23 protein-coding genes are annotated in these 25,374 nt (G+C 66.8%); 15 read left to right on the plus strand and 8 right to left on the minus strand.

The features are described from left to right. Window positions 1-69: 69 nt before the first annotated feature. Both AC1DXX_RS21605 and AC1DXX_RS21610 read right to left on the minus strand, forming a co-directional pair. Window positions 70-1,341, minus strand: coding sequence for an RsmB/NOP family class I SAM-dependent RNA methyltransferase (locus tag AC1DXX_RS21605; protein WP_478136259.1), 1,272 nt, complete (start codon window positions 1,339-1,341; stop codon window positions 70-72). Between the two features lie 28 nt (window positions 1,342-1,369). Next, on the minus strand, window positions 1,370-3,223 hold the full coding sequence (locus AC1DXX_RS21610; protein ID WP_478136260.1) for a M48 family metallopeptidase: 1,854 nt from the start codon (window positions 3,221-3,223) through the stop codon (window positions 1,370-1,372). Window positions 3,224-3,274: 51 nt separating this feature from the next. Between AC1DXX_RS21610 and AC1DXX_RS21615 the strand changes: the two genes are divergently transcribed. Continuing rightward, the gene (locus tag AC1DXX_RS21615) at window positions 3,275-3,508 is read left to right on the plus strand and encodes a DUF1653 domain-containing protein (protein ID WP_478136261.1); all 234 of its coding nucleotides are present in this window, start codon (window positions 3,275-3,277) and stop codon (window positions 3,506-3,508) included. A 20-nt stretch (window positions 3,509-3,528) separates the two neighbouring features. Here the strand turns inward: AC1DXX_RS21615 and AC1DXX_RS21620 are convergent, their stop codons facing one another. Both AC1DXX_RS21620 and purN read right to left on the minus strand, forming a co-directional pair. Then, entirely contained in the window at window positions 3,529-3,849 is a 321-nt protein-coding gene (locus tag AC1DXX_RS21620; RefSeq protein ID WP_478136262.1) for an I78 family peptidase inhibitor, read from the minus strand. Between the two features lie 35 nt (window positions 3,850-3,884). After that, window positions 3,885-4,481, minus strand: coding sequence for a phosphoribosylglycinamide formyltransferase (gene purN / locus AC1DXX_RS21625; protein WP_478136263.1), 597 nt, complete (start codon window positions 4,479-4,481; stop codon window positions 3,885-3,887). Window positions 4,482-4,662: 181 nt separating this feature from the next. Here purN and AC1DXX_RS21630 point away from each other — a divergent pair, with 181 nt between their 5' ends. The 4 genes from AC1DXX_RS21630 to AC1DXX_RS21645 all read left to right on the plus strand — a co-directional run bounded on the left by AC1DXX_RS21630 (window position 4,663) and on the right by AC1DXX_RS21645 (window position 9,219). Next, window positions 4,663-5,844, plus strand: coding sequence for an acyl-CoA dehydrogenase family protein (locus AC1DXX_RS21630; RefSeq protein ID WP_478136264.1), 1,182 nt, complete (start codon window positions 4,663-4,665; stop codon window positions 5,842-5,844). 13 nt (window positions 5,845-5,857) lie between these two features. Beyond that, window positions 5,858-6,973 (plus strand): acyl-CoA dehydrogenase family protein, encoded by a 1,116-nt coding sequence (locus AC1DXX_RS21635; RefSeq protein ID WP_478136265.1) that lies wholly within the window; start codon window positions 5,858-5,860, stop codon window positions 6,971-6,973. A gap of 84 nt (window positions 6,974-7,057) precedes the next feature. Beyond that, window positions 7,058-8,419, plus strand: coding sequence for an alpha/beta fold hydrolase (locus AC1DXX_RS21640; protein ID WP_478136266.1), 1,362 nt, complete (start codon window positions 7,058-7,060; stop codon window positions 8,417-8,419). Between the two features lie 11 nt (window positions 8,420-8,430). Then, window positions 8,431-9,219: an enoyl-CoA hydratase gene (locus tag AC1DXX_RS21645; protein WP_478136267.1), complete on the plus strand. Its 789-nt coding sequence runs from the start codon at window positions 8,431-8,433 to the stop codon at window positions 9,217-9,219. Here AC1DXX_RS21645 and AC1DXX_RS21650 read toward each other — a convergent pair. After that, the gene (locus tag AC1DXX_RS21650) at window positions 9,216-9,776 is read right to left on the minus strand and encodes an HNH endonuclease (protein ID WP_478136268.1); all 561 of its coding nucleotides are present in this window, start codon (window positions 9,774-9,776) and stop codon (window positions 9,216-9,218) included. The two genes, AC1DXX_RS21645 and AC1DXX_RS21650, sit on opposite strands and share 4 nt — an antisense overlap. A gap of 166 nt (window positions 9,777-9,942) precedes the next feature. Between AC1DXX_RS21650 and AC1DXX_RS21655 the strand changes: the two genes are divergently transcribed. The 10 genes from AC1DXX_RS21655 (at window position 9,943) to AC1DXX_RS21700 (ending at window position 22,604) form a co-directional block, all read left to right on the plus strand. Then, a complete protein-coding gene (locus AC1DXX_RS21655) occupies window positions 9,943-10,980 on the plus strand; it encodes a bifunctional riboflavin kinase/FAD synthetase (RefSeq protein WP_478136269.1) in 1,038 nt (345 codons plus the stop codon). A 129-nt stretch (window positions 10,981-11,109) separates the two neighbouring features. After that, window positions 11,110-13,959, plus strand: a complete 2,850-nt coding sequence (ileS, locus tag AC1DXX_RS21660; protein ID WP_478136270.1) for an isoleucine--tRNA ligase — start codon at window positions 11,110-11,112, stop codon at window positions 13,957-13,959. Further along, window positions 13,959-14,477, plus strand: coding sequence for a signal peptidase II (gene lspA, locus AC1DXX_RS21665; protein ID WP_478136271.1), 519 nt, complete (start codon window positions 13,959-13,961; stop codon window positions 14,475-14,477). Before ileS ends, lspA begins: the two co-directional genes overlap by 1 nt. A gap of 146 nt (window positions 14,478-14,623) precedes the next feature. Then, window positions 14,624-15,622 carry a LacI family DNA-binding transcriptional regulator gene (locus AC1DXX_RS21670; protein WP_478136272.1) on the plus strand — a complete coding sequence of 333 codons (999 nt, stop codon included), beginning with the start codon at window positions 14,624-14,626 and terminating at the stop codon, window positions 15,620-15,622. A 44-nt stretch (window positions 15,623-15,666) separates the two neighbouring features. Further along, window positions 15,667-16,680 carry an ABC transporter substrate-binding protein gene (locus AC1DXX_RS21675; protein ID WP_478136273.1) on the plus strand — a complete coding sequence of 338 codons (1,014 nt, stop codon included), beginning with the start codon at window positions 15,667-15,669 and terminating at the stop codon, window positions 16,678-16,680. Window positions 16,681-17,075: 395 nt separating this feature from the next. After that, the gene (locus AC1DXX_RS21680; protein WP_478136274.1) at window positions 17,076-17,897 is read left to right on the plus strand and encodes an ABC transporter permease; all 822 of its coding nucleotides are present in this window, start codon (window positions 17,076-17,078) and stop codon (window positions 17,895-17,897) included. 13 nt (window positions 17,898-17,910) lie between these two features. Beyond that, window positions 17,911-18,711 carry an ABC transporter permease gene (locus AC1DXX_RS21685; RefSeq protein ID WP_478136275.1) on the plus strand — a complete coding sequence of 267 codons (801 nt, stop codon included), beginning with the start codon at window positions 17,911-17,913 and terminating at the stop codon, window positions 18,709-18,711. After that, window positions 18,701-19,762, plus strand: coding sequence for an ABC transporter ATP-binding protein (locus AC1DXX_RS21690; RefSeq protein ID WP_478136276.1), 1,062 nt, complete (start codon window positions 18,701-18,703; stop codon window positions 19,760-19,762). Before AC1DXX_RS21685 ends, AC1DXX_RS21690 begins: the two co-directional genes overlap by 11 nt. Further along, window positions 19,759-20,613, plus strand: coding sequence for a phosphodiesterase (locus tag AC1DXX_RS21695; protein ID WP_478136277.1), 855 nt, complete (start codon window positions 19,759-19,761; stop codon window positions 20,611-20,613). Before AC1DXX_RS21690 ends, AC1DXX_RS21695 begins: the two co-directional genes overlap by 4 nt. Window positions 20,614-20,942: 329 nt before the next feature. Next, window positions 20,943-22,604: a Na/Pi cotransporter family protein gene (locus AC1DXX_RS21700; RefSeq protein ID WP_478136278.1), complete on the plus strand. Its 1,662-nt coding sequence runs from the start codon at window positions 20,943-20,945 to the stop codon at window positions 22,602-22,604. Window position 22,605: 1 nt separating this feature from the next. On the opposite strand, the gene AC1DXX_RS21705 is transcribed toward AC1DXX_RS21700, so the two are convergent. The 3 genes from AC1DXX_RS21705 to AC1DXX_RS21715 form a co-directional block, all read right to left on the minus strand. Further along, window positions 22,606-23,607, minus strand: coding sequence for a bile acid:sodium symporter family protein (locus tag AC1DXX_RS21705; protein WP_478136279.1), 1,002 nt, complete (start codon window positions 23,605-23,607; stop codon window positions 22,606-22,608). Window positions 23,608-23,783: 176 nt separating this feature from the next. Beyond that, entirely contained in the window at window positions 23,784-24,185 is a 402-nt protein-coding gene (locus AC1DXX_RS21710; RefSeq protein WP_478136280.1) for a response regulator transcription factor, read from the minus strand. Window positions 24,186-24,293: 108 nt separating this feature from the next. Beyond that, window positions 24,294-25,280, minus strand: a complete 987-nt coding sequence (locus tag AC1DXX_RS21715; protein ID WP_478136281.1) for a quinone oxidoreductase family protein — start codon at window positions 25,278-25,280, stop codon at window positions 24,294-24,296. Window positions 25,281-25,374: the final 94 nt, after the last annotated feature.

Genomic DNA, 25,374 nt, shown 5'->3' on the forward strand with positions numbered 1-25,374 from the left:
GCAAGGCCAGAACGAGGCCTTTTACCCCTCAGGAAAAGCGCTGATTAACCCTAATTTGGAGTCCCGCCCCTATTTGCGGTTCCACACCGCCGCAAAGAAACCGTCGGTCGAATGACGGTGCGGCCACAGCCGCAGGTAGCGCCTGCCGTCCGCCCCGCCGGCGCAAAGCGCCTCGAAACCCTCCACCTTGAGCCCCTGCAGCAGTTCTGCGGCGTCCTGGGGCTCGAAATCGGGGTTGGCGGCGCCAAAAGCCTCGGCAATGGCCTCGTTTTCCTCTGGCAGCACGCTGCAGGTGGCATAAACCAGCCGCCCGCCCGATTTCACCAGCCGGGCAGCGCTTTGCAGGATCGCCGTCTGCTTGACCGTCAGCTCTTCCACCGACTTGGGCGACTGGCGCCATTTCAGGTCGGGATTGCGGCGCAGCGTTCCAAGCCCCGAGCAGGGGGCGTCGACAAGCACGYGGTCGATCTTGCCCGCCAGGCGCTTGATCCGGTCGTCCCGCTCATGCGCGATCGCAGCCGGGTGGACGTTCGACAGCTTGCTGCGCGCCAGCCGCGGCTTGAGCGCGTCGAGCCGGTGCGCCGAGGTGTCGAAAGCGTAGAGACGGCCGGTATTGCGCATCGTGGCGCCGATGGCCAGCGTCTTGCCGCCCGCGCCGGCGCAGAAATCGACCACCATCTCGCCACGCTTGGCATCCAGCAGGAGCGCCAGCAGCTGGGAGCCCTCGTCCTGCACCTCGACCGCGCCGCGAGTGAACGCGTCGAGCTTGGTCAGCGCCGGCTTGCCTTCGATGCGCAAGCCCCAGGGCGAGAACGGCGTTGCTTCCGATTTGATAGCAGCCTTTGCAAGCTCTTCCTTCACTTCCGCCCGCTTGTCGGTCAACGCGTTGACGCGCAGATCGAGCGGCGCCGGCTGCTGCAGGCTTTCGACCAGCGGCCAGAAGCCGTCGCCGAGCTGGGCCTTGAGCGGCGCCACCAGCCATTCGGGCAGGTTGTGGCGATGGCGTTCGAGCAGGTCCTCCTGCTTGACGGCATCGCAGTTGTCGAGCCAGCGCTTCTCGGTGTCGTTGAGTGCGCTCTTGAGGAAGTCGCGCGGGCCGTAGAAGCCGAGGATCGCCATGCGGCGCTCCTTCGAACCGCTGCCCGAAGGCGAGAGGTGGTCGAACAAGAGCTTCTTGCGCAGGACGGTGTAGACGGTCTCGGCCAGCGTGGCGCGCTCGCGCGGACCGAACTCGCGGTGGTCGCGGAAAAAGCGCGAAACGACCTGGTCGGCCGGGTGATCGAATTTCAGGACAAGGCCGACCAGATCGGCGGTGGCCTCCAACAGGGCTTTGGGGTGCATCCCCCGATTGTCTCAGGCGGTCGCCCGGTCAAGCCTCGCGCGTCCAGACCGCCCCGAAAGCATGCTGCTCGATGTCCGCCAGCGTGGGCGAATGGCCGGCCCAGAGTACCAGCGCCGCGCCCGGCAGGCTCAGCGTCTGCTCGAGCTGGCGGCACAGCTGCCAGCGGTCGTCATCGTCGAGCCCGGGCAGTTCGACGAACACGATGTACGCACGGCGCCAGGGAAATTCGCGCAGGTTCTTGCGCACCAGCCAGGCCCGCGAAACGGGAAGGCAGCGCACGAAATCCGCCCTCAGTTCGCCCAACTCGTGGTCATTCAGGTCGTGCCGCGTGACCTGGCTGAAGAAAGGCGTGCCGGTGATTTCCTCCCAGGCACGCGCCTCGGCCTCTTCTGCTTCCTTGAGCCGGCCGCGCCACAGCTTGAGCGCTTCTTCATCGTGCGGCCCGGCATCGGGGTCTTCGAGCGAAGCGACAGCGCTCTTGGCGGCCCACCAGCGGCTGGCTGCACCGGACCGGTGCAGCTGCTCGAGCACCGCGAGGCGGGCGCCGCGATCGCTCACCGGCAGCATCTGGACCAGGCCGCGCAACGCTCCAGGATGCTCCGGCGCGATCTTCAGGGCACTCTCATAGCGGACGCGCACAGGTGCCGCCGGATCGAGCCGGCGCTCGGAATCGGCCCACTCGACCATCTCGTCGGGCGTGTTGCGCTCGCCGCGCGCCGCCAGCACCCCGATGCGCTCGCGGATGCGCGACCGGTGCGCATGGTGCTGCTTCCAGTCACTGGCATGGGCACGGCGCCACTGGTTGTCGAAATGTCCGATCCATTTGGCGCTGTCGGCCAGCAGTTCGAGTGCCGGGCGCTCCGACCAGGGTGGCAGGACCGCCTTCTGGCCCAGCGCCTCCAGCCGGTCACGCAGCACCGGGTGGGTGTCGTCCAGGTCGCTGACGCGGCGCATCGCCTCGCGCAGCGCCTGGCGGGCGAAGTCGTCGCTCGGCGGCGTACGGGCACGCTGGTGCAGGGCCGCGAACGGCCCCGGCGGCTGCGGCTCCAGTTCGGCGCGGGCCCAGTGCGAGGGCCAGAACTCGTTGGCGTACCAGCTGCCCTTGATCGCGATCTCGGTCAGGGCGGCGGCGGCCACGGTCGTGCCCAGCAGCCGGCCCGAGATGCGGTCGGCCTCGTACTCGTCCTGCCGGGCCAGCGCGAAGGTCTTGGCCGCAAAGCGCGGGAAGTACCAGTGAAAGAAGGCCTGCGAAAACAGCGCCATCACGCCTTCGTTGCGCTGCAGGTTGGCGTCCAGCTTGAGCCAGGAAAGCCGCGTGCGGTAGATCCAGGCGCTCAACTTGCCGTGGTTGCCGCGCAGGTGGCCGTATTCGTGCGCGAGCACCGACAGCAGCCGCCGCCGGTCGAGCATCATCAGGAGCGGCAGGCCGATGCTGAGCGAGTTGACCGCGCCGCCGAACAGGCCGAAGCGCGGCACCTGGCGGATGCTGGCGTTGAAGTCGTCGTCGAGGTAGACATGGTGGACCGGCGGGCCCTTGATCTTGCCGCGGATGCGGTCCAGCGCTTCGAAGAGGGCCGGCGCATCGGCGCGCGAAAGCGCCCTGCCCTCGGGCTCGTCGAAGCGCACCCAGAGCGCACGCAGCGTGGCCCAGAGCAGCCCCGCGGCAAAGACCAGGAGCCAGCCGCGCGTGAAATTGAAACGTTCGCGCCCGAGGGCCGAAACCACCCAGACAATGATGCCCACCGCGAGACCGAGACAGCCCAGCACCCACAGGTAGCCGAGCGCGGCAAATGCTGCGACGCTGCGCCGGTAGCGCACGCTGTCGTCGGCACTGGCATGCTCGCTCAGCCGAACCAGGTGAACAAAATCCGCGCGATCCATTCGACTCCCGTCAAATCAAGCACCGACAGTTTTTGAAGAAAGAAGCCCCCGTTGAACGACGACGACCTGCCACCCCTGATCGAAACGCCGCTTGGCCGCTACCGCCACTACAAGGGCGGCGAATACGAAGTCCTGGGCACCGTGCGCCACAGCGAGACCCTCGAGCCCATGACGCTGTACCGCGCCCTCTACGGGGCTCACGGCCTCTGGGTCCGCCCCGCCGCGATGTTCGGGGAAACCGTCGACATCGATGGCGTGCCGCAGCGAAGATTCACGCTGATCTAGCCGGACTTCCGCGATCCGTATCAGCCGCAGCGAACGTCGGTCACGCGGCTGCGCACGTCGACATCGAGGTTGAGTCGCCCGCCGTTGAGTTCCATCGTGACGACGTCGCCGGGCTTCAGCACGCGCACGATTCCTGCGCCGGCGCGAACCCGGGCTGCGGCTTCGAGCTGCGGCGTCAACAGCTGGCCAACGGCAAATCTGGCGCCATCGGCATTGCACTGATACACGGGCGCCGGCCGGGCGGCGGAGGCTGGTGCGGGCGCCGGTGCCGACGCAGCGCAGCCCGCCACCAGGGCGGCAACGGCAACAGTCGGCAGCAGCGATTGGGTTTTCTTCTTCACTTCTAACTCCCGAAGACCCGCGAATATAAACAAATTTAACGAATGTGACGCGATGTATCTGACAACCATCCGGCAATGGCGCGTGGATACAACTGATGCTCCTGCGCCAGAACCCTGCCCGCCAGCGTCGCGGCGGTGTCGTCCGGCAACACCGGCACGACGGCTTGCGCCAGGATCGGTCCGTGGTCGAGTTCGGTGGTGACCTGGTGGACGGTCACGCCGGCCACCTTGCAGCCCGCATCGATGGCGCGCTGGTGGGTGTTCAGCCCGGGAAACGCCGGCAGCAGCGAAGGATGGATGTTGATAAGCCGGCCTGCATAACGCCCGACAAAGCCCGGCGTCAGGATGCGCATGAACCCCGCCAGCACCACCAGCGCCGGGGAATGCACGTCGACAGCCTTTGCCAGCGCTTCGTCGAAGGCCTCGCGGGTCGGGAATTCCTTGTGCGGGACCACGGCGGTTTCGATGCCGTGCGACCTGGCGAGCGCAAGCCCCCCGGCTTCCGCCTTGTTGCTGACGACCGCCGCCACGCGCGCGTCGAACCGCTCGGCCCAGCGGTCGCGTTCCGCGGCGCGCACGATGGCCGCCATGTTGGAGCCGCCGCCGGAGATCAGGATCACGATGTTCTTCATGGGAGGCGGGATTATCCGTGCTCGACAGTCGCCGCCGGACCGCCCCAAGGCGAGCCGCGCCTCACCCTGGAGGGTGGCTTGTCGCGGCGCGGACACCGGATCGCAGCACGACCGTGCTAAAACTCGCAATTCCGGAGACACACCGCGTTTGCGGTGAACCGTTCAACACAGCGAGGCACGCATGGATTTGAGCTTCACACCCGAAGAACAGAAGTTCCGCGAAGAGGTTCGCGCCTGGGTCAAAGAAAACCTTCCCAAAGAAATTTCGCACAAGGTGCACAACGCGCTCGAACTGACGCGCGACGATCTGCAGGGCTGGGCCAAGATCCTCGGCAAGAAGGGCTGGCTCGGCTACGGATGGCCCAAGGAATTCGGCGGCCCCGGCTGGACCGCCATCCAGCGCCACCTGTTCGAGGAAGAAACCGCCCTCGCCGGTGCGCCGCGCATCATTCCCTTCGGCCCCGTGATGGTCGCCCCGGTGATCATGGCCTTCGGCAACGCCGAGCAGCAGAAGCGCTTCCTGCCCGGCATCGCCAGCGGCGAAGTCTGGTGGAGCCAGGGCTACAGCGAACCCGGTTCGGGCTCCGACCTCGCCTCGGTCAAGACCAAGGCAGAGCGCCAGGGCGACAAGTACATCGTCAACGGCCAGAAGACCTGGACCACGCTCGGCCAGTATGGCGACTGGATGTTCAACCTCGTGCGCACCAGCAACGAAGGCAAGCCGCAGACCGGCATCAGCTTCCTGCTGCTCGACATGAAGTCGCCCGGCGTCACGGTGCGCCCGATCAAACTGCTCGACGGCGGCCACGAGGTGAACGAAGTGTTCTTCGACAACGTCGAAGTGCCGGCCGAAAACCTGATCGGCGAAGAGAACAAGGGCTGGACCTACGCCAAGCACCTGCTCTCGCACGAGCGCACCAACATCGCCGACGTGAACCGCGCCAAGCGCGAGCTCGAGCGTTTGAAGCGCATCGCCAGGAGCGAAGGCGTCTACGACGACCAGCGCTTCCGCGACGAGATCGCCAAGCTCGAAGTCGACATCGTCGCGCTCGAGATGATGGTGCTGCGCGTGCTCTCGGCCGCCACCTCAGGCAAGAACTCGCTCGACGTCGCGGGCCTGCTCAAGATCCGCGGCAGCGAGATCCAGCAGCGCTACAGCGAACTGATGATGCTGGCCGGCGGCCCGTACTCGCTGCCGCTGATTCGCGAAGCGATGGAGGCCGGCTGGCAGGGCAACTTCCCCGGCGGCAACCCGGCCATCGCACCGCTCGCATCGACCTTCTTCAACATGCGCAAGACCACCATCTACGGCGGCTCCAACGAAGTGCAACGCAACATCGTCGCGCAGACGGTTCTGGGCTGAGGAGACACACAACATGGATTTCAATTTCACCGACGACCAGGAACAACTGCGCGACGCCGTTCGCAAGTGGGTCGACAAGGGCTATGACTTCGAGCGCCGCCGCGGCATCGAGGCCCAGGGCGGCTTCTCGCGCGAGGCCTGGGACGAACTGGCCGAACTCGGCCTGGGCGGCCTCTACATCGGCGAGGACGACGGCGGCCTGGGCATGGGCCCGGTGGCCGGCATGGTCGTGATGGAAGAGCTGGGCCGCGGCATCGTGCTGGAGCCCTTCGCGCAGACGCTGATCGCAGGCGCCGTGCTCAGCGGCTACGCCGAGGAAAACATCAAGGAAGACTGGCTGCCGCGCATCGCGGGCGGCCAGGCCATCGTGGTGCTGGCCTACCAGGAGCGCAAGGCGCGCTACCGGCTCGACGTGTGCGAGGCCCACGCCGTGAAGACCGGCAACGGCTGGTCGCTGAACGGCGCCAAGAGCGTGGTACCCGTGGGCGACGAAGCCGACGCCTTCCTGGTCCCTGCCAAGGTGGACGGCAAGATCGCCCTCTTCCTGGTCGAACGCAACGCCAGCGGCGTCGAGGCCCGCGGCTACGGCACGCAGGACGGCGGCCGCGCGGCCGAGGTCGTGTTCGACAAGGCCGACGCCACGCTGGTCACGGCCGACGGCCTGGCGGCGCTCGAATACGCGGTCGACGTCGGCATTGCCGCCACCTGCGCCGAAGCGGTCGGCGTGATGGACAAGACCGTGGCCCTCACCATCGACTACATGAACCAGCGCAAGCAGTTCGGCGTGACCATCTCCACCTTCCAGGCGCTGCGCCATCGCGTCGCCGACATGAAGATGCAGCTCGAACTCGCACGCTCGATGAGCTACTACGCGACGCTCAAGCTCAACGCCCCGGCCGCCGAGCGGCGCCAGGCGCTGGCGCGCGCCAAGTACCAGCTGGGTACGTCGATGCGCTTCGTCGCCGCGAACTCGGTGCAGCTGCACGGCGGCATCGGGGTGACGGACGAATACATCGGCAGCCACTACTTCCGCAAGCTCACCCAGCTCGAGATGACCTTCGGCGACACCCTGCACCACCTGGGCGAGGTGTCGTCACGCATGCAGGAAACGGCGGGCGTCTTCGCCTGACGGTGTTTTTCCCATAGCATCCAACGCCCGCCCGCCTTGCGCCGGCGGGCATTTTTTTACTTGGAACCTGGCCAGGAACGAAACATGCAATCCCGCCGCACCCTCCTTGCCATCGCGATGACAGGGCTCGCCTCCACCGCCGTGCTGACCGCCTGCGTCACCGCCCCGACGCCCTCGTACACCGAACGCCCCCCGATCGTGTTCATGCACGGCAACGGCGATTCGGCGGCGCTCTGGCAGACCACGATCTGGCGTTTCGAATCGAATGGCTGGCCGCGCGACCGGCTCTTTGCGGTCGACCAGCCCAACCCGGTGGCCCGCGACGACGATGCCGTGGCCCAGCCGGGCCGCAGCTCGACCACCGATTCGGCGGTCTTCCTGAAGGCCGAAGTCGACAAGGTGCTGAAGGCCACGGGCGCCAGCAAGGTGGTGCTGCTCGGCAATTCGCGCGGCGGCAACACCATTCGCAACTACGTGCAGAACGGCGGGGGTGCGGCTGTCGTGAGCCATGTGGTGCTGGGCGGCAACCCGGCGCACGGCATCTGGGCGGTGAAGGACTTCCGCGAGAACAACGAGTTCTCGGGCCTCTCGGGCTTCATGCAGCAACTCAATGCGCCGAAGGGAGCGAACGGCGACGAGGTCACGCCCGGCGTGAAGTGGCTCACGCTGCGCTCGGACAACAACGACAAGTACGCGCAGCCCGACGGCGTGTGGATCGGCGTGCCCGGCAAGCCGACCAACATCGGCTTCGACGGGCCGGCGCTCAAGGGCGCGACCAATGTCGTGCTGCCGCGCGTCGATCACCGCGAGACCTCGTTCTCGCCCGCGGCATTTGCGGCGACCTGGCAGTTCCTGACCGGCGAGGCGCCGCGCAACACGGCGGTCGCGGCCGAAACGAACGTCGTGCTCGACGGCCGTGCGATCGGTGCGGAGAACCTCTCGCTGAACGGCGGGCAGCTCACGGTCTACGCCATCGATCCGGCCACGGGCGCGCGGCGCGGCAATGCCGTGCACAGCAAGAACATCGGCGCAGACGGCCGATGGGGCCCGTTCAGCGCGCGCGGCGACACGGCCTACGAGTTCGCCCTCAGCGCGCCCGGCTACGGCACCACGCACATCTACCGCAGCCCGTTCCCGCGAAGCAGCGGCTTCGTGAACCTGCGCCCCGAGCGCGTCACGCCGGCCGATGGCGGCGCCAATTCGATCGTCGTCTTCACGCGGCCCCGCGGATATTTCGATGCGCAGCGCGACACCATGCGCTTCGACGGCCAGAGCCCGCCAGCCGGCGTACCGCCCAAGGGCTCGGGCGTGTCGAGTTCGAGGCTGCGGATTGCCGCGGCCGACCCGCAGCGCGCGGTCACCGGCGAATTCAACGGCGAACGCATCACCGGCCTGACGTGGCCCGCAGCGAAGGAGCATGTGACGGTGCTCGAACTGACCTACTGAGGACCGCAGGCATGAACGACGCGGCCTCTCCTTTCGTGCTGAAGACGCGCGACGCGCGCGGCGTGGTCAGACTGACGCTGAACCGCCCAGCCTCTTTCAATGCGCTCTCGGAAGGCATGCTCGGCGCGCTCGAACAAGCGCTCGGCGAGATCGCGGCCGACGACACCGCACGCGCGGTCGTCGTCGCGGCGGCAGGCAAGGCCTTCTGCGCGGGCCACGACCTGAAGGAGATGCGCGCCGAGCCCTCGCTGGGCTACTACCGGCAACTCTTCGAGCGCTGCGGCGCGATGATGCTGTCGATCCAGCGCCTTCCGGTGCCCGTGATCGCGCGTGTGCACGGCATCGCGACCGCAGCGGGCTGCCAGCTGGTCGCGGTCTGCGATCTGGCCGTGGCCTCGAGCGAGGCCCGCTTTGCGGTCAGTGGCGTCAACGTGGGGCTGTTCTGCGCGACGCCAAGCGTCACGCTGTCGCGCAACCTCGGACGCAAGGAGGCCTTCGAGATGCTGGTGACCGGCGAATTCATCAGCGCACAGGAAGCCCGGGAGAAGGGCCTGGTCAATCGGGTGGCAGCGCCTGCCGAACTCGACACTGCGGTCGAAGCGCTGGTCGCCAGCATCGTCGCCAAGCCCCGCAAGGCGCTCGCGCTCGGCAAGGCACTGTTCTACCGCCAGCTCGAAACCGGCATCGAGGCCGCGCTGGCCGATGCCAGCCAGACCATGGCCTGCAACATGATGGACGAAAGCGCGCTGGAAGGCGTTCAGGCCTTCATCGAAAAACGCCCGCCGGACTGGAAGCGCTAGGTATCGTGCAGCCGCGAACTCTGCGGCAAATGAGCCATCAGGAATTCCATCTGGTCCGCCAGGATGCGGCGGTTTCGCAGGATGAAATCTTCCCAGAGGCTGGGCACATAGGGCGCATACAGCAGCGGCATGTTCGCCTGCTCGGGCGTGCGACTGCTCTTGCGGTGGTTGCACGGCTTGCAGGCCGTGACCACGTTCATCCAGGTGTCGATGCCCTTCTGGGCAAACGGGATGATGTGTTCGCGCGTGAGCTCTTCTTCATGGAAATGACCACCGCAATAAGCGCAGACGTTGCGGTCGCGCGAGAACAGCTTGCTGTTGGTGAGCCCCGGACGCTGGGTGAAGGGATTGATGCGTGGCACGCCCTTGGTGCCGATGATGCTGTTGATCGCAATCTGCGACTGCTCCCCCGTGATGGCGTTGTGGCCCCCGCGAAACACCGCCACCTGCGCGCCCACTTCCCAGCGAACTTCATCCGCCGCATAGTGGATCACCGCCTGTTCGAGCGATATCCATGACTGGGGCAGCCCTTGGGCCGACAGCTTCAAGACCTTCACCAACGTCTCCTCAAAAAGGGAAGAACCACGGAAAGACCAGGGACACGGAGCGCATCGGAGACCCACGCCAGACAACGCGCTGCGTCACAATATACCGGCTTTGTGACAAATCGGCCTGATTCGCCCATTTGACGGGCGAAAGGCGCTATCAAAAAGATACCCACCCATGCAGGTTTTCCGCGGCTTCCGGCACCCGGGCGTAGCTCCGGCCTGCGCCCTCACGATCGGGAATTTCGACGGCGTGCACCGTGGCCACCAGGCCATGCTCGCGCTCTTGCAGACCGAGGCCCGCCAGCGCGGGCTGCCGAGTTGCGTGCTGACGTTCGAGCCGCACCCACGCGACTATTTCGCCRCCCTGACCAAGAAGCCCGACCTCGCGCCGGCGCGCATCGGCACGCTGCGCGACAAGCTCGGCGCGCTCGCCGCCTGCGGCGTGGCGCAGACCATCGTGCTGCCCTTCGACGGACGGCTCGCCTCCCAGTCGCCCGAGCAATTCATCCAGAACGTGCTGATGGACGGCCTGGGTGCGCGCTATGTGCTGGTGGGCGACGACTTCCGCTTCGGCGCCAAGCGGGCCGGCGACTACGCCATGCTCGATGCGGCCGGCGACGCCCGCGGTTTCGACGTGGCGCGCATGAACAGCTACGAAGTTCACGGCCTGCGCGTTTCCAGTTCCGCGGTGCGCGAGGCGCTGGCCGAGGGCCGCATGGCCGACGCCCAGACCCTGCTCGGCCGGCCCTACGCCATCTCGGGTCATGTGGTCCATGGCCGCAAGCTCGGCCGCGCGCTGGGCGCCTCGGCCCCGGGCCGGGACGACGGATTCCGCACCCTCAACCTGCGCTTCAAGCACTGGAAACCGGCTGCCAGCGGCATCTTCGCGGTGCTGGTGCACGGCCTGGCCGACCAGCCATTGCCCGGCGTGGCCAACCTCGGCGTGCGTCCCTCGCTGGACGCCAATGACGTCAATGCCGGCCGGGTCCTGCTGGAGACGCATTGCCTCGAGTGGCCCTCGCATCTGGGCGCCGAAGGGGCCTACGGTAAAATCGTCCGCGTGGAACTCCTGCACAAACTGCACGACGAATTGCGCTACACCAGCCTCGAGGCCCTGACTGCGGGCATCGCCAAGGATGGGCGCGACGCACGTGCGTTCTTTGCATCGACCCACGCCGAAACCCACCGCCAGACCACGCGCGATCGAATTTAGCCCTGCACGCACCGTGCTGCCGCCCTTCGACAAGCTCAGGGCGAACGGCTTTTCTTCCGCGCCGACGCCTTTTCCTTTTCCGGGCAGTTCGGGCCGAGCCTGTCGAAGCCCCCTGTTTCGCACCCCAACATGTCTGACGCTGCTTCCTCCACCGATTACCGTTCCACGCTGAACCTGCCCGACACCCCCTTCCCGATGCGCGGCGACCTGCCCAAGCGCGAACCGGGCTGGGTGAAGGAATGGAACGACGAAGGCCGCTATCACCGCCTGCGCGACGCCCGTCACGGCGCGCCCAAGTTCATCCTGCACGACGGCCCGCCGTACGCCAACGGCCAGATCCACATGGGCCATGCGGTGAACAAGATCCTGAAGGACATGATCACCAAGGCGCGCCAGCTCGAGGGCTTCGACGCGCTCTACGTGCCCGGCTGGGACTGCCACGGCCTGCCGATCGAGAACGCCATCGAAAAGCAGTACGGCCGCAACCTGAGCCGCGACGAGATGCAGGCCAAGAGCCGCGCCTACGCCACCGAACAGATCGCGCAGCAGATGCTCGACTTCCAGCGCCTGGGCGTGCTGGGCGAATGGGACCACCCCTACAAGACGATGGACTTCGCGAACGAAGCCGGCGAGCTGCGCGCGTTCAAGCGCGTGATCGAGCGCGGCTTCGTGTACCGCGGCCTGAAGCCCGTGTACTGGTGCTTCGACTGCGGCTCGTCGCTGGCCGAGTTCGAGATCGAATACGCCGACAAGAAGAGCCAGACCCTCGACGTGGCCTTCAAGGCGCACGAGCGCGAGAAGGTGCTCAAGGCCTTCGAGACCGACCACACGATCCTCGGCGACATCTTCGCCGTGATCTGGACCACCACCGCGTGGACCATCCCGGCCAACCAGGCGATCAACCTCAACCCGGAGATCGAGTACTCGCTGGTCGACACCGAGCGCGGCCTGCTGATCCTGGCCAATTCGCTGGTCGAGATGTGCATGACGCGCTATGCGCTCGACGGCAAGGTGCTGGCCACGGTCAAGGGCGAGAAGCTCGGCGGCCTGGAGTTCGAGCACCCGCTGTACGACGTCGACGCAGGCTACAAGCGCCTGTCGCCGGTGTACCTGGCCGACTACGCCACCGCCACCGACGGCACGGGCCTCGTCCACTCCTCGCCCGCCTACGGCGTGGACGACTTCAACTCCTGCATCGCCCACGGCGTGGCCTACGACGACATCCTGAACCCGGTGCRGGGCAACGGCAGCTACGCGCCCGACTTCCCGCTCTTCGGCGGCCAGAACATCTGGAAGGCCGTGCCGGTGATCATCGCCGCGCTGCGCGATGCCAATCGCCTGCTGGCCACCGAGGCCATCACCCACAGCTACCCGCACTGCTGGCGCCACAAGACGCCGGTGATCTACCGCGCTGCGGCCCAGTGGTTCATCCGCATGGACGAGGGTGAAGGCGTGTTCACCAAGGACAAGGCGCCCAAGTCGCTGCGCCAGACCGCACTCGACGCCATCGAGGAGACCAGCTTCTACCCCGAGAACGGCAAGGCGCGCCTGCACGACATGATCGCCGGCCGGCCCGACTGGTGCATCAGCCGCCAGCGCAGCTGGGGCGTGCCGATCCCGTTCTTCCTGCACAAGGATTCGGGCGAACTGCATCCGCGCACGATGGAAATCCTCGACCAGGCCGCCGACATCGTCGAGAAGGGCGGCATCGAGGCCTGGAGCCGCGTCACGGTCGAAGAGATCCTCGGCGCCGAGGATGCGCCGCACTACACCAAGAGCACCGACATCCTCGAGGTGTGGTTCGACTCGGGCTCGACCTTCTATCACGTGCTGCGCGGCACGCACCCCAACGTGCACCACGAGACGGGTCCGGAAGCCGACCTGTACCTCGAAGGCCACGACCAGCATCGCGGGTGGTTCCACTCGTCGCTCCTGATCGCCTGCGCGCTGGAAGACCGCGCGCCGTACCGGGGCCTGCTCACGCACGGCTTCACGGTGGATGCCAAGGGCATCAAGATGAGCAAGTCGCTCAAGAACGGCATCGACCCGCAGGAGATCAGCAGCAAGCTGGGTGCGGAAATCATCCGCCTCTGGGTGGCCGCAAGCGACTACTCGGGCGACATCGCGGGCGACGACAAGATCCTCGCGCGGGTGGTCGACTCGTACCGCCGCATCCGCAACACGCTGCGCTTCCTGCTCGCGAACACCAGCGACTTCGACATCGCGAAGGACGCCGTGCCGCTCGACCAGCTGCTCGAGATCGACCGCTATGCACTGGCCCGCGCGTCGCAGTTCCAGGCCGAGATCCTCGCGCACTACAAGGTGTACGAGTTCCATCCGGTGGTGGCCAAGCTGCAGATCTACTGCTCGGAAGACCTGGGCGGCTTCTACCTCGACATCCTGAAGGACCGCCTCTACACCACGGCGCCGGGCTCGCTTGCCCGTCGCAGCGCCCAGACGGCGCTCTGGCACATCTCGCAAGCCATGCTGCGCTGGATGGCGCCGTTCCTCAGCTTCACGGCCGAGGAAGCCTGGAAGTTCGTGAGCACCGGCAAGCCGGGCGAATCGATCTTCGCGCAGACGTACAGCCAGTTCGCCGCGCCCGACGAAGCCTTGCTGGCGAAGTGGGGCCGCATCCGCGAGATCCGCGACGTGGTCAACAAGGACATCGAGGCCGTGCGTGCCGAGGGCAGGGTCGGCTCGTCGCTGCAGGCCAACCTGAGGCTCAGCGCACCGGCCGGCGACTTTGCGCTGCTGAACACGCTGGGTGAAGACCTCAAGTTCGTCTTCATCGCCTCCGCCATCGAGCTGGCCGCGGGCGAGACGCTGTCTACCGCGGTGGTGCCCAGTACGGCGCAGAAGTGCGAGCGTTGCTGGCACTACCGCGACGACGTGGGCCATGACCCGGCACACCCGACGATCTGCGGGCGTTGCACGAGCAACCTGTTCGGCGCCGGCGAATCGAGGAGCTTTGCCTGATGGCGGCCGCACGTTCCGCGTCGGCATCGCGTTCGCGTGGTGGGAGCCTCGGCATCTGGCCCTGGCTCGGGTTGGCGGTGATCATCGTGATCATCGACCAGTTCACCAAGACGCTGATCCTGGGCTACTACAAGCTCGGTGACGCGACCTACGTCACCAGCTTCTTCAATGTCGTGCGGGCGCACAACACGGGCGCTGCCTTCTCGTTCCTGGCCGATCACTCGGGGTGGCAGCGCTGGTTCTTCACGGCGATCGGCGTGGCGGCTGCGCTGTTCATCGTCTGGATGCTGAAGTCGCATGCGGGGCAGAAGCTCTTTTCGTTCTCGATGGCTTGCATCCTGGGTGGGGCCATCGGGAATGTGATCGACCGGATGATGCACGGCTATGTCGTGGACTTTCTGAGCTTCCACGCCGGCAACTGGTACTTCCCGGCATTCAATGCTGCGGACAGTGCCATCACGCTCGGCGCTATCTGCTTGATCCTGGACGAGATCCGGCGGGTTCGCCGGGGCAAGTAAGTTTTCTCAAGGGGCCCACGGGGCCCCTTCTTCTTTGGGTCTGCCACCCTCACAAAAGCCCCAAGGGTTTCTCCCGCTTTCTCGCGATGTCATAACAAAGTCATACTGCGGCGGTTCAATGTAATCGATTACATGAACACCGCACGATGAGCATTCAATCCGTCGCAGCCAAGGCCGGGGTCTCCGTGGCCACCGTGTCGCGGGCCTTCAATTTCCCCGACAAGGTCACCCCGGCCACGCGGGAACTGGTGGAGCGCGTGGCGCGCGAACTCGACTACGTTCCCAACGCGAGCGCACGCACCTTGCGCACCCAGCGCAGCCGTGCATTGGGCGTGGTGCTGCCAACGCTGCTGAACCCGACCTTCGCCGAGTGCCTGCAGGGCATCGCGCGTGCAGCCATCGCCGGTGGCTACGCGATCATTCCCGTCACCACGGGCTACCGGCTCGACGAGGAAGAGCGTGCGGTCCATCTGCTGCTCGCCGGCAATGTCGACGGACTGATCCTCGTGGTCTCCAATCCGTCCACCTCGGCGGCGCTCGCCCGGCTGCGCACCACCGGCACGCCCTATGTGCTCGCCTACAACCGGCACCCCGGGCATCCCTGCGTCACCGTCGATGGCGAAGCCGCCGTGGCCGATGCGGTGGCGCGCCTCGTGCTGCTGGGCCATCGCCGTATCGCGATGGTCAGCGGCACGCTGGCAGCCTCCGACCGCGCGCAGCAACGCTTTCGCGGCTACCAGAAGGGCATGGCCGATGCCGGGCTCGAGGCCCCACCGCTCATCGAGGTGCCGTTTGTCGAAAGCGCGGTCGATGCGCTCTCGAATGTGCTGCAGGCAGACGCCCGCCCCACCGCCCTGGTCTGCTCCAACGACCTGCTCGCCATCCGCAGCATCCGCGCCGCGCACCTCAGCGGCCTCTGCGTGCCCGACGACCTCAGCGTGATCGGTTTCGACGGCATCGCGCTCGGCGAAGACCTGACGCCGGCCCTCACCACCATCGCACAGCCCAACAGCGACATCGGCCGCCACAGCGTCGAACTGCTGATCCAGGCGATGGCCGGCGGCACCACGCTGCAGGCCGACGCGAGCCTGCTGCTGCCCTGTTTCTTCCGCGACGGCGAGTCATGCGCAGCCGCCGCTCCCTGACCTCCTTCCTGTTTTCCGTCCTCATCCATCCAAGGAGTTCCTTCATGTCCCTCCGCCTCTCCCGCATGGCCCGCCTCGGCCTGCTCGCCGCCACGCTCGTTGCTGCAGGCAGCGCCATGGCCCAGACCGCCATTTGCTACAACTGCCCCACCGAGTGGGCCGACTGGGGCACGCAGCTCAAGGCCATCAAGGCCAAGACCGGCGTCACCGTGCCGGCCGACAACAAGAACTCGGGCCAGTCGCTCGCGCAGCTCGTCGCCGAGAAGGCGAGCCCCGTGGCCGACGTGACCTACCTCGGCGTGACCTTCGCGGTGCAGGCCGCCAAGGACGGCGTGGTCGAGCCCTACAAGCCGGCCGCGTGGAGCGACATTCCCGACGGCCTCAAGGACCCGGCCGGCAACTGGTTCACCATCCACTCCGGCACCCTCGGCTTCATGGTCAACGTCGATGCACTCAAGGGCAAGCCGATTCCGAAGTCGTGGGCCGACCTGCTCAAGCCCGAGTACAAGGGCCTGATCGGTTACCTCGACCCCGCATCGGCCTTCGTCGGCTACGTGGGCGCGGTGGCCGTCAACCAGGCACGCGGCGGCACGCTCGACAACTTCACGCCGGGCATCGACTACTTCAAGGCACTGCAGAAGAACGAGCCCATCGTGCCGAAGCAGACCTCCTACGCGCGCGTGCTGTCGGGCGAGATCGCGATCCTGCTCGACTACGACTTCAACGCCTACCGAGCCAAGTACAAGGACAAGGCCAACGTCGCCTTCGTCATCCCGAGCGAAGGCACGCTGGTCGTTCCCTACGTGATGAGCCTGGTCGCCAAGGCGCCGCATTCGGCCGACGCGAAGAAGGTGCTCGACTTCGTGCTGTCCGACGAAGGCCAGGCGATCTGGGCCAAGGCGTATCTCCGGCCGGTGCGCGCGAACGCGATGCCTAAAGACATCGAAGCACAGTTCCTGCCGGCGAGCGAATACGCGCGTGCCAAGAGCGTGGACTACGGTCGCATGGCCGAAGCGCAGCGCGCATTTTCCGATCGCTACCTCAAAGAGGTGCGCTGAGTAGGCCCTCGGATGAGACTTTGCTTTTCGATTCTTCGCGTCGTGCGTGACGTGCCTCGTTCAGGGCGCGMTCACGCCGACGGTGTGCTCTGCTCCGCGAATGTCCCCCGGCGCGGCCTAGGGCCGCAKGCCTCCTCCTTTATTTCGCTGCGCAGAGCACACCGCCAGCGTGATCGCTCAGCGCAGTCGTTGATCGGCTCGCACAASSGCAGCGTCCATCGTGCACAGGGCACCGGGTGCTCCCCGCAGCGAAATAAAGGAGGAGCGAAGCGGGGGACATTCGCGGAGGGGAGYACCCGGTGTCCTGTGCACGCGCCCCGAACAAGAGCGCCTCGAACAAGAGCGCCCCGAACACAAGCAACCCGCAACGCAACAACGCAAGACGGAAAACCGAGATGAAGTCCGCCAACGCCTGGAACCCACGATGGCGCCTGCTGGCGTGCGTGGCACCCGCAGCCGCCTTCTTCGCGGCCTTCTGGCTGCTGCCGGTGGTGCGCCTGCTCGCGCTGCCGGCCGAGAAAGGCTGGGCCACCTACTTCGCGGTCCTGACCGACTCGCGCTACCTGACGAGCATGGCCAACACGGTCGCGCTGTCGGTGGCCGTGACGCTCTCGACGCTGGTGCTGGGCGCGGCGGTGGGCATCTACCYTGCGCGCCATGCCTTCATGGGCAAGCGCGTGCTGCTGTCGCTGCTCACGCTGCCCCTGTCGTTCCCGGGCGTGATCATCGGCTTCTTCGTCATCCTGCTCGGCGGGCGGCAAGGGCTGGTGGCGGACCTGAGCGACAGCCTGATCGGCGAACGCATCACCTTCGCCTACGGCCTGCTCGGCCTGTTCCTGGCGTACCTGTACTTCTCCTTGCCGCGCGCCATCGCCACCTACGCCGCCGCGGCCGAGGCAATGAACGTGCAGCTCGAAGAGGCGGCCCGTTCGCTCGGCGCCTCGCGGCTGCGCGTGGCGCGCGACGTGTGGATGCCCGAGCTGGCGCCCACCACCCTGGCCTGCGGCGCGATCCTGTTCGCCACCTCGATGGGCGCCTTCGGCACCGCCTTCACGCTGGCCAGCAAGTTCGAGGTGATCCCGATCACCATCTACAACGAGTTCACCAACTACGCCAACTTCGCACTCGCCGCATCGCTGTCGATCGCGCTGGGCATCGTGACCTGGCTGGTGCTGTTCGTCGCGCGGCGCTTCGGGGCGAACCCGGTGGCACGCTGAGGAAGGACCACCCATGCGAAAGAACACGCAACCCAAGGCGCCCTTCCTGCTGGCCGTCACCGTGGGGGTCAGCCTCTTCATGATTGCGCCGATGCTGCTGTCGGTGATGGCGGGGCTGGTCAACAACTACAGCACCGGCCTGAAAAGCGGCCTCACGCTGCGCTGGCTCGGCGAGGTGTGGGAGAACTACGGCGGCACGGTCGGCTGGTCGCTCGCACTGGCGCTGGCCTGCGTGGCCGGCACGGTGCTGCTGGGCGTGCCCTGCGCCTATGCGCTGGCGCGCAGCCGTTCGCGGGCCGCGCGCATCTTCGAAGAACTGCTGACGCTGCCGGTCGCAGTGCCGGGCCTCGCGACAGCACTCGCACTGATCCTGGCCTACGGACAACTCACCGCCTTCCGCCAGAGCTTCGCCTTCATCCTCGTGGGCCACATGATCTTCACGCTGCCGTTCATGGTGCGCACGGTGAGTTCGGCCTTCCAGCGCGACGACCTGCTCGCGCTCGAGGAAGCTGCGCGTTCGCTCGGCGCCAACTTCCGCCAGCGCTTCATGGGCATCCTCGTGCCCGCCGTGTTTCCCGCCATCGTGGCCGGCAGCCTGATGGTGTTCACGCTCTCGGTGGGCGAGTTCAACCTCACCTGGATGCTGCACACGCCGCTCACCCGCACCCTGCCCGTGGGCCTGGCCGACAGCTACGCCTCGATGCGCATCGAGATCGGCTCGGCCTACACCCTGGTCTTCTTCGCTGTGATCCTCCCGGTGCTGTGGGGCCTGCAGTACCTTGCCAACCTGATGCAGAAACGCCATGGAACTTGAACGCATCCCCATCGACATCACGAACTGCGCCAAAACCTACGCCGACGGCACGCGCGGCCTGCAACCCACCGACCTGAAGGTCGAGGCCGGCGAGGTGCTGGCGCTGCTCGGCCCCTCGGGCTGCGGCAAGACCACGCTGCTGCGCCTGATTGCGGGGCTCGAAGCGCCCGACGAAGGCAGCCGCATCGTGTTCGGCGACCAGGACGTGACGCAGCGCCCGGTCGAGCATCGCGGCGTGGGCATGGTGTTCCAGAGCTATGCGCTCTTTCCGCAGATGACGGTAGCGGCCAACATCGGCTATGGCCTCCGCATCCGCGGTGTGGCGCCAGAGGAGGAAAAGCGCGCCGTGGGCGAACTGGTCGACCTCGTGCGCCTCGGTGGACTCGAGAACAAACGCCCCGCCGAGCTTTCGGGCGGCCAGCGCCAGCGCGTGGCCCTGGCGCGCGCCGTGGCCGTTCGCCCGCGCGTGCTGCTGCTCGACGAACCCCTGGCCGCGCTCGACGCGAAGCTCAAGGAGTCGCTGCGCGACGAGCTCGCCGAACTGCTGCGCCGCCTGCACATCACCGCCATCCACGTGACGCACGACCAGCAGGAAGCCCTCGCCATCGCCGACCGGCTGGCAGTGATGCGTGCCGGCCGCATCGTGCAGGTGGGCCGGGGCGAAGACCTGTACCGCGCGCCGGCCCATCCCTTCGTCGCGGAGTTCCTCGGACGGGTCAACGGGCTCGAGCGCGCGGCCGAGGCCATCGCACAGGGCGTTGTCCGACTCGGGGGAAGCGCCCTGCCTTGCCCACCCGCCTGGCAGAGCCATGCGATGCTGTTGGTACGGCCCGAAGACGTCGAAGTGAGCGCGCCCCGGCCCGATTGGGGCACCGCCACCGTCGAACGCCGCACCTTCCTCGGCGACCGCGTGCAGCTCCAGTTGCGCGTGAAAGACCAGCCCATGCTGGTGGCCGACGTGGGACGCGACAACCCCTTCGGACCGGGCGATCCGGTCGGCCTTCGCGTCCACCCCGATCGGCTCATGACGTCGCAGGAGCCCAGCGCATGACGACAACGACCCCAGACACCTTCCTGGTCCAGCTGACCGACCTGCACATCCGCGAGCCGGGCCGCCTGGCCTATGGCCGCATCGACACCGCGCCCTATCTCCAGCAGGCGGTGCAGTCGGTGCTCGCCCTGCCGCAGCAGCCCGATGCAGTGGTGATCACCGGCGACCTGACCGACTTCGGGCGCGCCGCCGAGTACGAGCACCTGGCGCGCCTGCTGGCCCCGCTGACCATGCCGGTCTACCTGATGCCCGGCAACCACGACGAGCGCGACCAGTTGCGCCGGAGCTTTCCCGATCACGCCTATCTCGGCACGGGCGACGACACGGCGGGCTTCATCCAGTATTCGGTGCGGGTCGGCGCGCTGCGGCTGATCACGCTCGACACCTGCGTGCCGGGCGCCAGCCATGGCACGCTGTGCGAGAAGCGCCTGGGCTGGCTCGAAGCCCAGCTCGACGCCTGCCGCAACGAGCCGGTCGTGCTCGCCCTGCACCACCCGCCCTTCACGACGCTGATCGGCCACATGGACGAGATCGGCCTGCTGCAAGGCGCCGATGCGCTCGAAGCGCTGATCGCCCGCTACGGGAACGTCGAACGCGTGATCTGCGGCCACCTGCACCGCGCCATCGACGTGCGCTTCGGCGGCACCATCGCGTCGACCTCGCCGGCCCCGGCACACCAGGTCTGCCTCGACCTGGCCCCCGACGCGCCCTCGGCGTGGACGCTGGAGCCGCCGGCGTTTCGCGTGCATGCCTGGTCCCCGCGAAGCGGCCGCCTCGTCACCCATCTGGCGGCCTCGGGCCGCTTCGAAGGCCCTTACCCCTTCCACGATAACGGGGCGCTGATCGATTAGGGCCTGTTTACCCTACGCAAGGGGTCGCGAAGCTCGCCACAGCCCGCCCATCAAGGCGCGTGACGCCGTGCGTGCGTCCGCACGCACAAGGAGCGCAACGCCGAGGGGCGGGCTGTGGCGAGCTTCCCTTCGGGTTGCTTCGCAAAGGGGCTGTCTGCGGCGTTGCCCGCGCTTGCAAGGCTCTAGCCTTGCTGCGCACGGGCGCCTTGCACCCAGCCCCTTTGCGAAGCAACGCGACCCCTTGCGTAGGGTAAACAGGCCCTAAGCCGCCACTTGTGGAAAATGGGGGTCAAAGCGAACCAAAACGAAAAGGACAGAACCCGGCCCCCATGAAGCATCTCCTGAATCTGCTGGCAGCAGTCGCACTGCTGGTGTGGGGCACCCACCTGGTTCGCACGGGTGTGCTGCGCGTGTTCGGCGCCAACCTGCGCAAGATCCTCGTGCAGAGCATGCGCAACCGCTTCACGGCTGCRCTTTCGGGCATCGGCGTCACGGCGCTCGTGCAGTCGAGCACCGCCACTTCGCTGATGACCTCGTCCTTCGTCGGGCAGGGCCTGGTCACGCTGCCGGCGGCGCTGGCGGTGATGCGCGGGGCCGACGTGGGCACGGCGCTGATCTCGGTGCTGTTCTCGGCGGACTTGTCATGGCTCTCGCCGATGTTCATCTTCGTGGGGGTGGTGCTGTTCATCACGCGCTCGGCCACCGTGGCGGGACGGGTGGGCCGGGTGCTGATCGGGCTCGGGCTGATGCTGCTCGCGCTGCAGCTGGTGGTGGAAGCCACGGAGCCGCTCTTTTCCGCGCCCGCCATCCGGGCCCTGCTGGCATCGATCAACAGCGACGTGCTGCTCGAGATCACCATCGGCGCGGTACTGGCCATCGTGGCCTATTCGAGCCTCGCGGTCGTGCTGCTGGTCGCGGCCATGGCGACCTCGAATGTGGTGCCGCTGGACGTCGCGCTCGGCCTGGTGCTTGGCGCCAACCTCGGCAGCGGCCTGCTCGCGGTGCTGACCACGGCCAAGTCGGTCGTGTCGGTGCGGCAGGTCACGGTGGGCAACCTGCTCTTCAAGGCACTGGGCGTGGCCCTCGTCGCGCCTTTCGTGGGACTGTGGATCCGCTACGTGCAGCCGGAGCTGCCGAACCAGACGCATGGCGTGGTGCTGTTCCACCTGGCCTTCAACATCGTGATCAGCATCGGCTTCATCGGCCTCACGCAATGGGTCGCGAAGCTCGTGACGAAGCTGCTGCCGGTGCCGCAGCAGCCGGCAGGCACCAGCCGGCCGCATCACCTCGATCCTTCGGCGCTCTCGACCCCCTCGCTCGCGATTTCGAATGCAGCGCGCGAGGCGCTGCACCAGGCCGACATCGTGGAGACCATGCTGATCGGCACGCTCGACGTGATCCGCCACAACGACCTGCGGCTGGCGCAGGAGCTCCGGCAGCTCGACGACACGGTGGACTCGCTGTATTCGGCCATCAAGTACTACATGACGCGCATCTCGCGCGAGGCACTGGGCGAAGAGGAAAGCCGGCGCTGGACGGACATCATCAGCTTCACGATCAACATGGAGCAAATCGGCGACATCATCGAGCGCGTGATCATCGACATCGAGGACAAGAAGATCAAGCCGCAGCGCAATTTCTCGCAGGCCGGGATGGCGGAGATCGTCGAGCTGCATGGGCGGCTCGTTGCCAATCTGCGGCTCAGCATGAGCGTCTTCCTGAACGGCAATGTGCGGGATGCGCAGAAGCTGCTGGAAGAAAAGGTGCGGTTCCGGGATCTGGAGCGGGCCTATGCGACGACGCATCTGGACCGGCTTTCGGACCGCACGACCCTGAGCATCGAGACGAGCTCTTTGCACATCGATCTGATCAGCGATCTGAAGCGGATCAATTCGCACATCTGTTCGATCGCCTATCCGATTCTTGAATCGGCCGGGGCATTGGCGCCGAGCCGGTTGAGGGAATCCCGGCTGGGGAAGATCGAGGGCTGAACTACTCGGCGGTCTTCAAGCGGGAGGCCCCCGCGCCGGCCCCTCGCCGCGCATACCGCTGCGCCAGCACGGCACACACCATCAGCTGCATCTGGTGAAACAACATCAGCGGCAGCACGATGGCGCCCACGGCATGTGAAGCAAACAAGACCTTCGCCATCGGAATCCCGCTGGCCAGGCTTTTCTTGGAGCCGCAGAAGACGATCGTGATCTCGTCCGCCGTATCGAATCCCAGCTTGCGCGCCGCCAGCGTCGTGAGGCTCAGCGCCAACCCCAGCACCACCGCGCACACCACCAGCAATCCGACCAGCGCGTGCGCAGGCACCTGCCGCCACAACCCCTCGATCACGGCCGCGCTGAAGGCCGTGTAGACGACCAGCAGGATCGACCCCTGATCCACGAACTTCAAGACCGAAGCACGCCGCTGAATCCACTTCCCGATCCAGGGCCGCAGCAAATGCCCCACCACGAACGGCACCAGCAGCTGCAGCAGGATGCGCCCGATCGACCCCAGCGACGAGCTCGCATGCCCACCGTTCGGCAGCACGACAAGATTGACCAGCACGGGCGTGATGAACACCCCCAGCAATGTCGACGCCGAAGCACTGCAAATGGCCGCAGGCAGATTGCCCCGCGCCATCGCCGTGAACGCGATGGCCGACTGCACCGTGGCAGGCAGCACGCAGAGGTACAGCACGCCGGTGTAGAGCTCCGGCGTCACCAGCGGCAAGAGCAGCGGCTTGAGCGCCAGCCCCAGCAGGGGGAACAGCACGAAGGTGCTGCCGAACACCAGCAGGTGCAGCCGCCAGTGCGTGATGCCGTTCAGGATGGCCTCGCGCGACAGCTTGGCGCCGTGCAGGAAGAACAGCATGCCGATGGCCGCCGTCGTGAGAACTTCGAAAAGCCGTGCCGGAGCCCCGCTCGCCGGCAGCAGGCTTGCAAGGGTGACGACCGAGAGAAGCGCGAACGTGAAGTTGTCGGGCAGAAAGCGAGAGCGGGACATGACGGGGACCGGAGCGCCGCACGGCGCAGCCGCGCGGCGGATTCAGCAGATGGGTTGTGATGTCCGCGCATGAATCTCGTCGCCAATTTGCGGAGCCCGGCGCGTGCTCCTCGCGCCAAGGGGGATTTTCGGCGAAGTCCGGCATCGCTGCCGATCGACGCAAGAATGGCCCCGCCTCAGTGTGCGGCGGGCGAACTGAACCGCGCCTGACGGCAGCGCAGGCAATAGTCGATGAGGTCGTCGATCTCCGTCGCCTTGTCGAACACCGCATCGGCGCCGAGCTGCTCGCACTTGCGCCGCATCTCCGGCGTGGCGTAGTTGCTGAGCACCACCATCTTCTGCGCCGGACCGCGGTGGCGGCAGGCTTCGAGCACGCGCAACCCGGTCCCCTCCTTGAGAAACAGGTCGACGATGGCCAGGTCCCATTGCGACAGATTGCGCAACAGCCAGCGCGTGCCTTCGGCCTCCGACTCCGCCTGTCCGACCGGATCGACCCGCGCCACCTCCCGCAAGGCATCCATCAGGTTCTTGCGGATGGCGAGGTTGTCTTCAACGATGAATGTTCGGACGGTGGACATGACAGCAGGCCTTCGAGCGTTGTCGCAGCCTGCAAATTGCACCCGGCACAAGTCGAAGGCATGACACCCACCGCGGGCAGGCCAAAACCGGCCGTGCCGCCCGCGTCCTCAGAGCGTGAGGATCGTGCAGCCCGTGGTCTTGCGCGCTTCCAGGTCGCGGTGGGCCTGCTGCACGTCGGCCAGTGCATAGCGCTGGTCGATCGGGATCTTCACCGCGCCGCTCTGCACCACCGCGAACAGGTCGTCGGCCATCGCCTGCGTGCTCTCGCGCGTAGCGATGTGGGTGAACAGCGTCGGCCGGGTCACGTAGAGCGAGCCCTTGGAGGCCAGCGTGCCGAGGTTGATCGGCGGCACCGGACCCGAGCCGTTGCCGAAGATGGCCAGCAGGCCGAACGGCCGCAGGCAGTCGATCGACCCCTCGTAGGTGTCCTTGCCCACCGAGTCGTACACCACCTTCACGCCCTTGCCGCCGGTGATCTCCTTCACGCGGGCCGCGAAATTCTCGGTGCTGTAGTTGATGGCATGCGCCGCGCCGTATTCGAGCGCGAGCTTGCACTTGGCGTCGCTGCCCGCCGTGCCGATCAGCTGCAGGCCCAGCGCCTTGGCCCACTGGCAGGCGATCAGGCCGACACCGCCGGCGGCTGCATGGAACAGGATGAAGTCGCCGGGCTGCAGGCCTTCGGCCGGCAGCGTCTTCTTCAGCAGGTACTGCGTCGTCAGGCCCTTGAGCATCATGGCCGCGCCGGTCTCGAAGGAGATGGCGTCGGGCAGCTTGCACACGTTCTTGGCCGGCATCACGCGCAGTTCGCTGTAGGCGCCGGGCGGTCCGCTGGCATAGGCGGCACGGTCGCCGGGCTGCAGGTGCGTCACGCCTTCGCCCACCGCCTCGATCACGCCCGAGGCTTCCATGCCGAGCTGCAGCGGCATCTGGAACGGGTAGAGCCCGCTGCGCTGGTAGGTGTCGATGAAGTTCAGGCCCACGGCCTGGTGGCGGATGCGGATTTCGCCGGGGCCGGGGTCGCCGACCTCGACGTCCACGATCTTCAGTTCTTCGGGGCCGCCATGGCGGTCGATACGGATGGCTTTGCTCAACATCGCTGAAGTCTCCTGGCACAGAAAAAGAAGAGGGGCATCGTGCCATGTTTGGCTTTCCCGCGACGGGGCGGGTCATTTCATTGCCGGTAGAGTC

It is taken from the genome of Variovorax sp. P4_B10 (assembly GCF_056402375.1).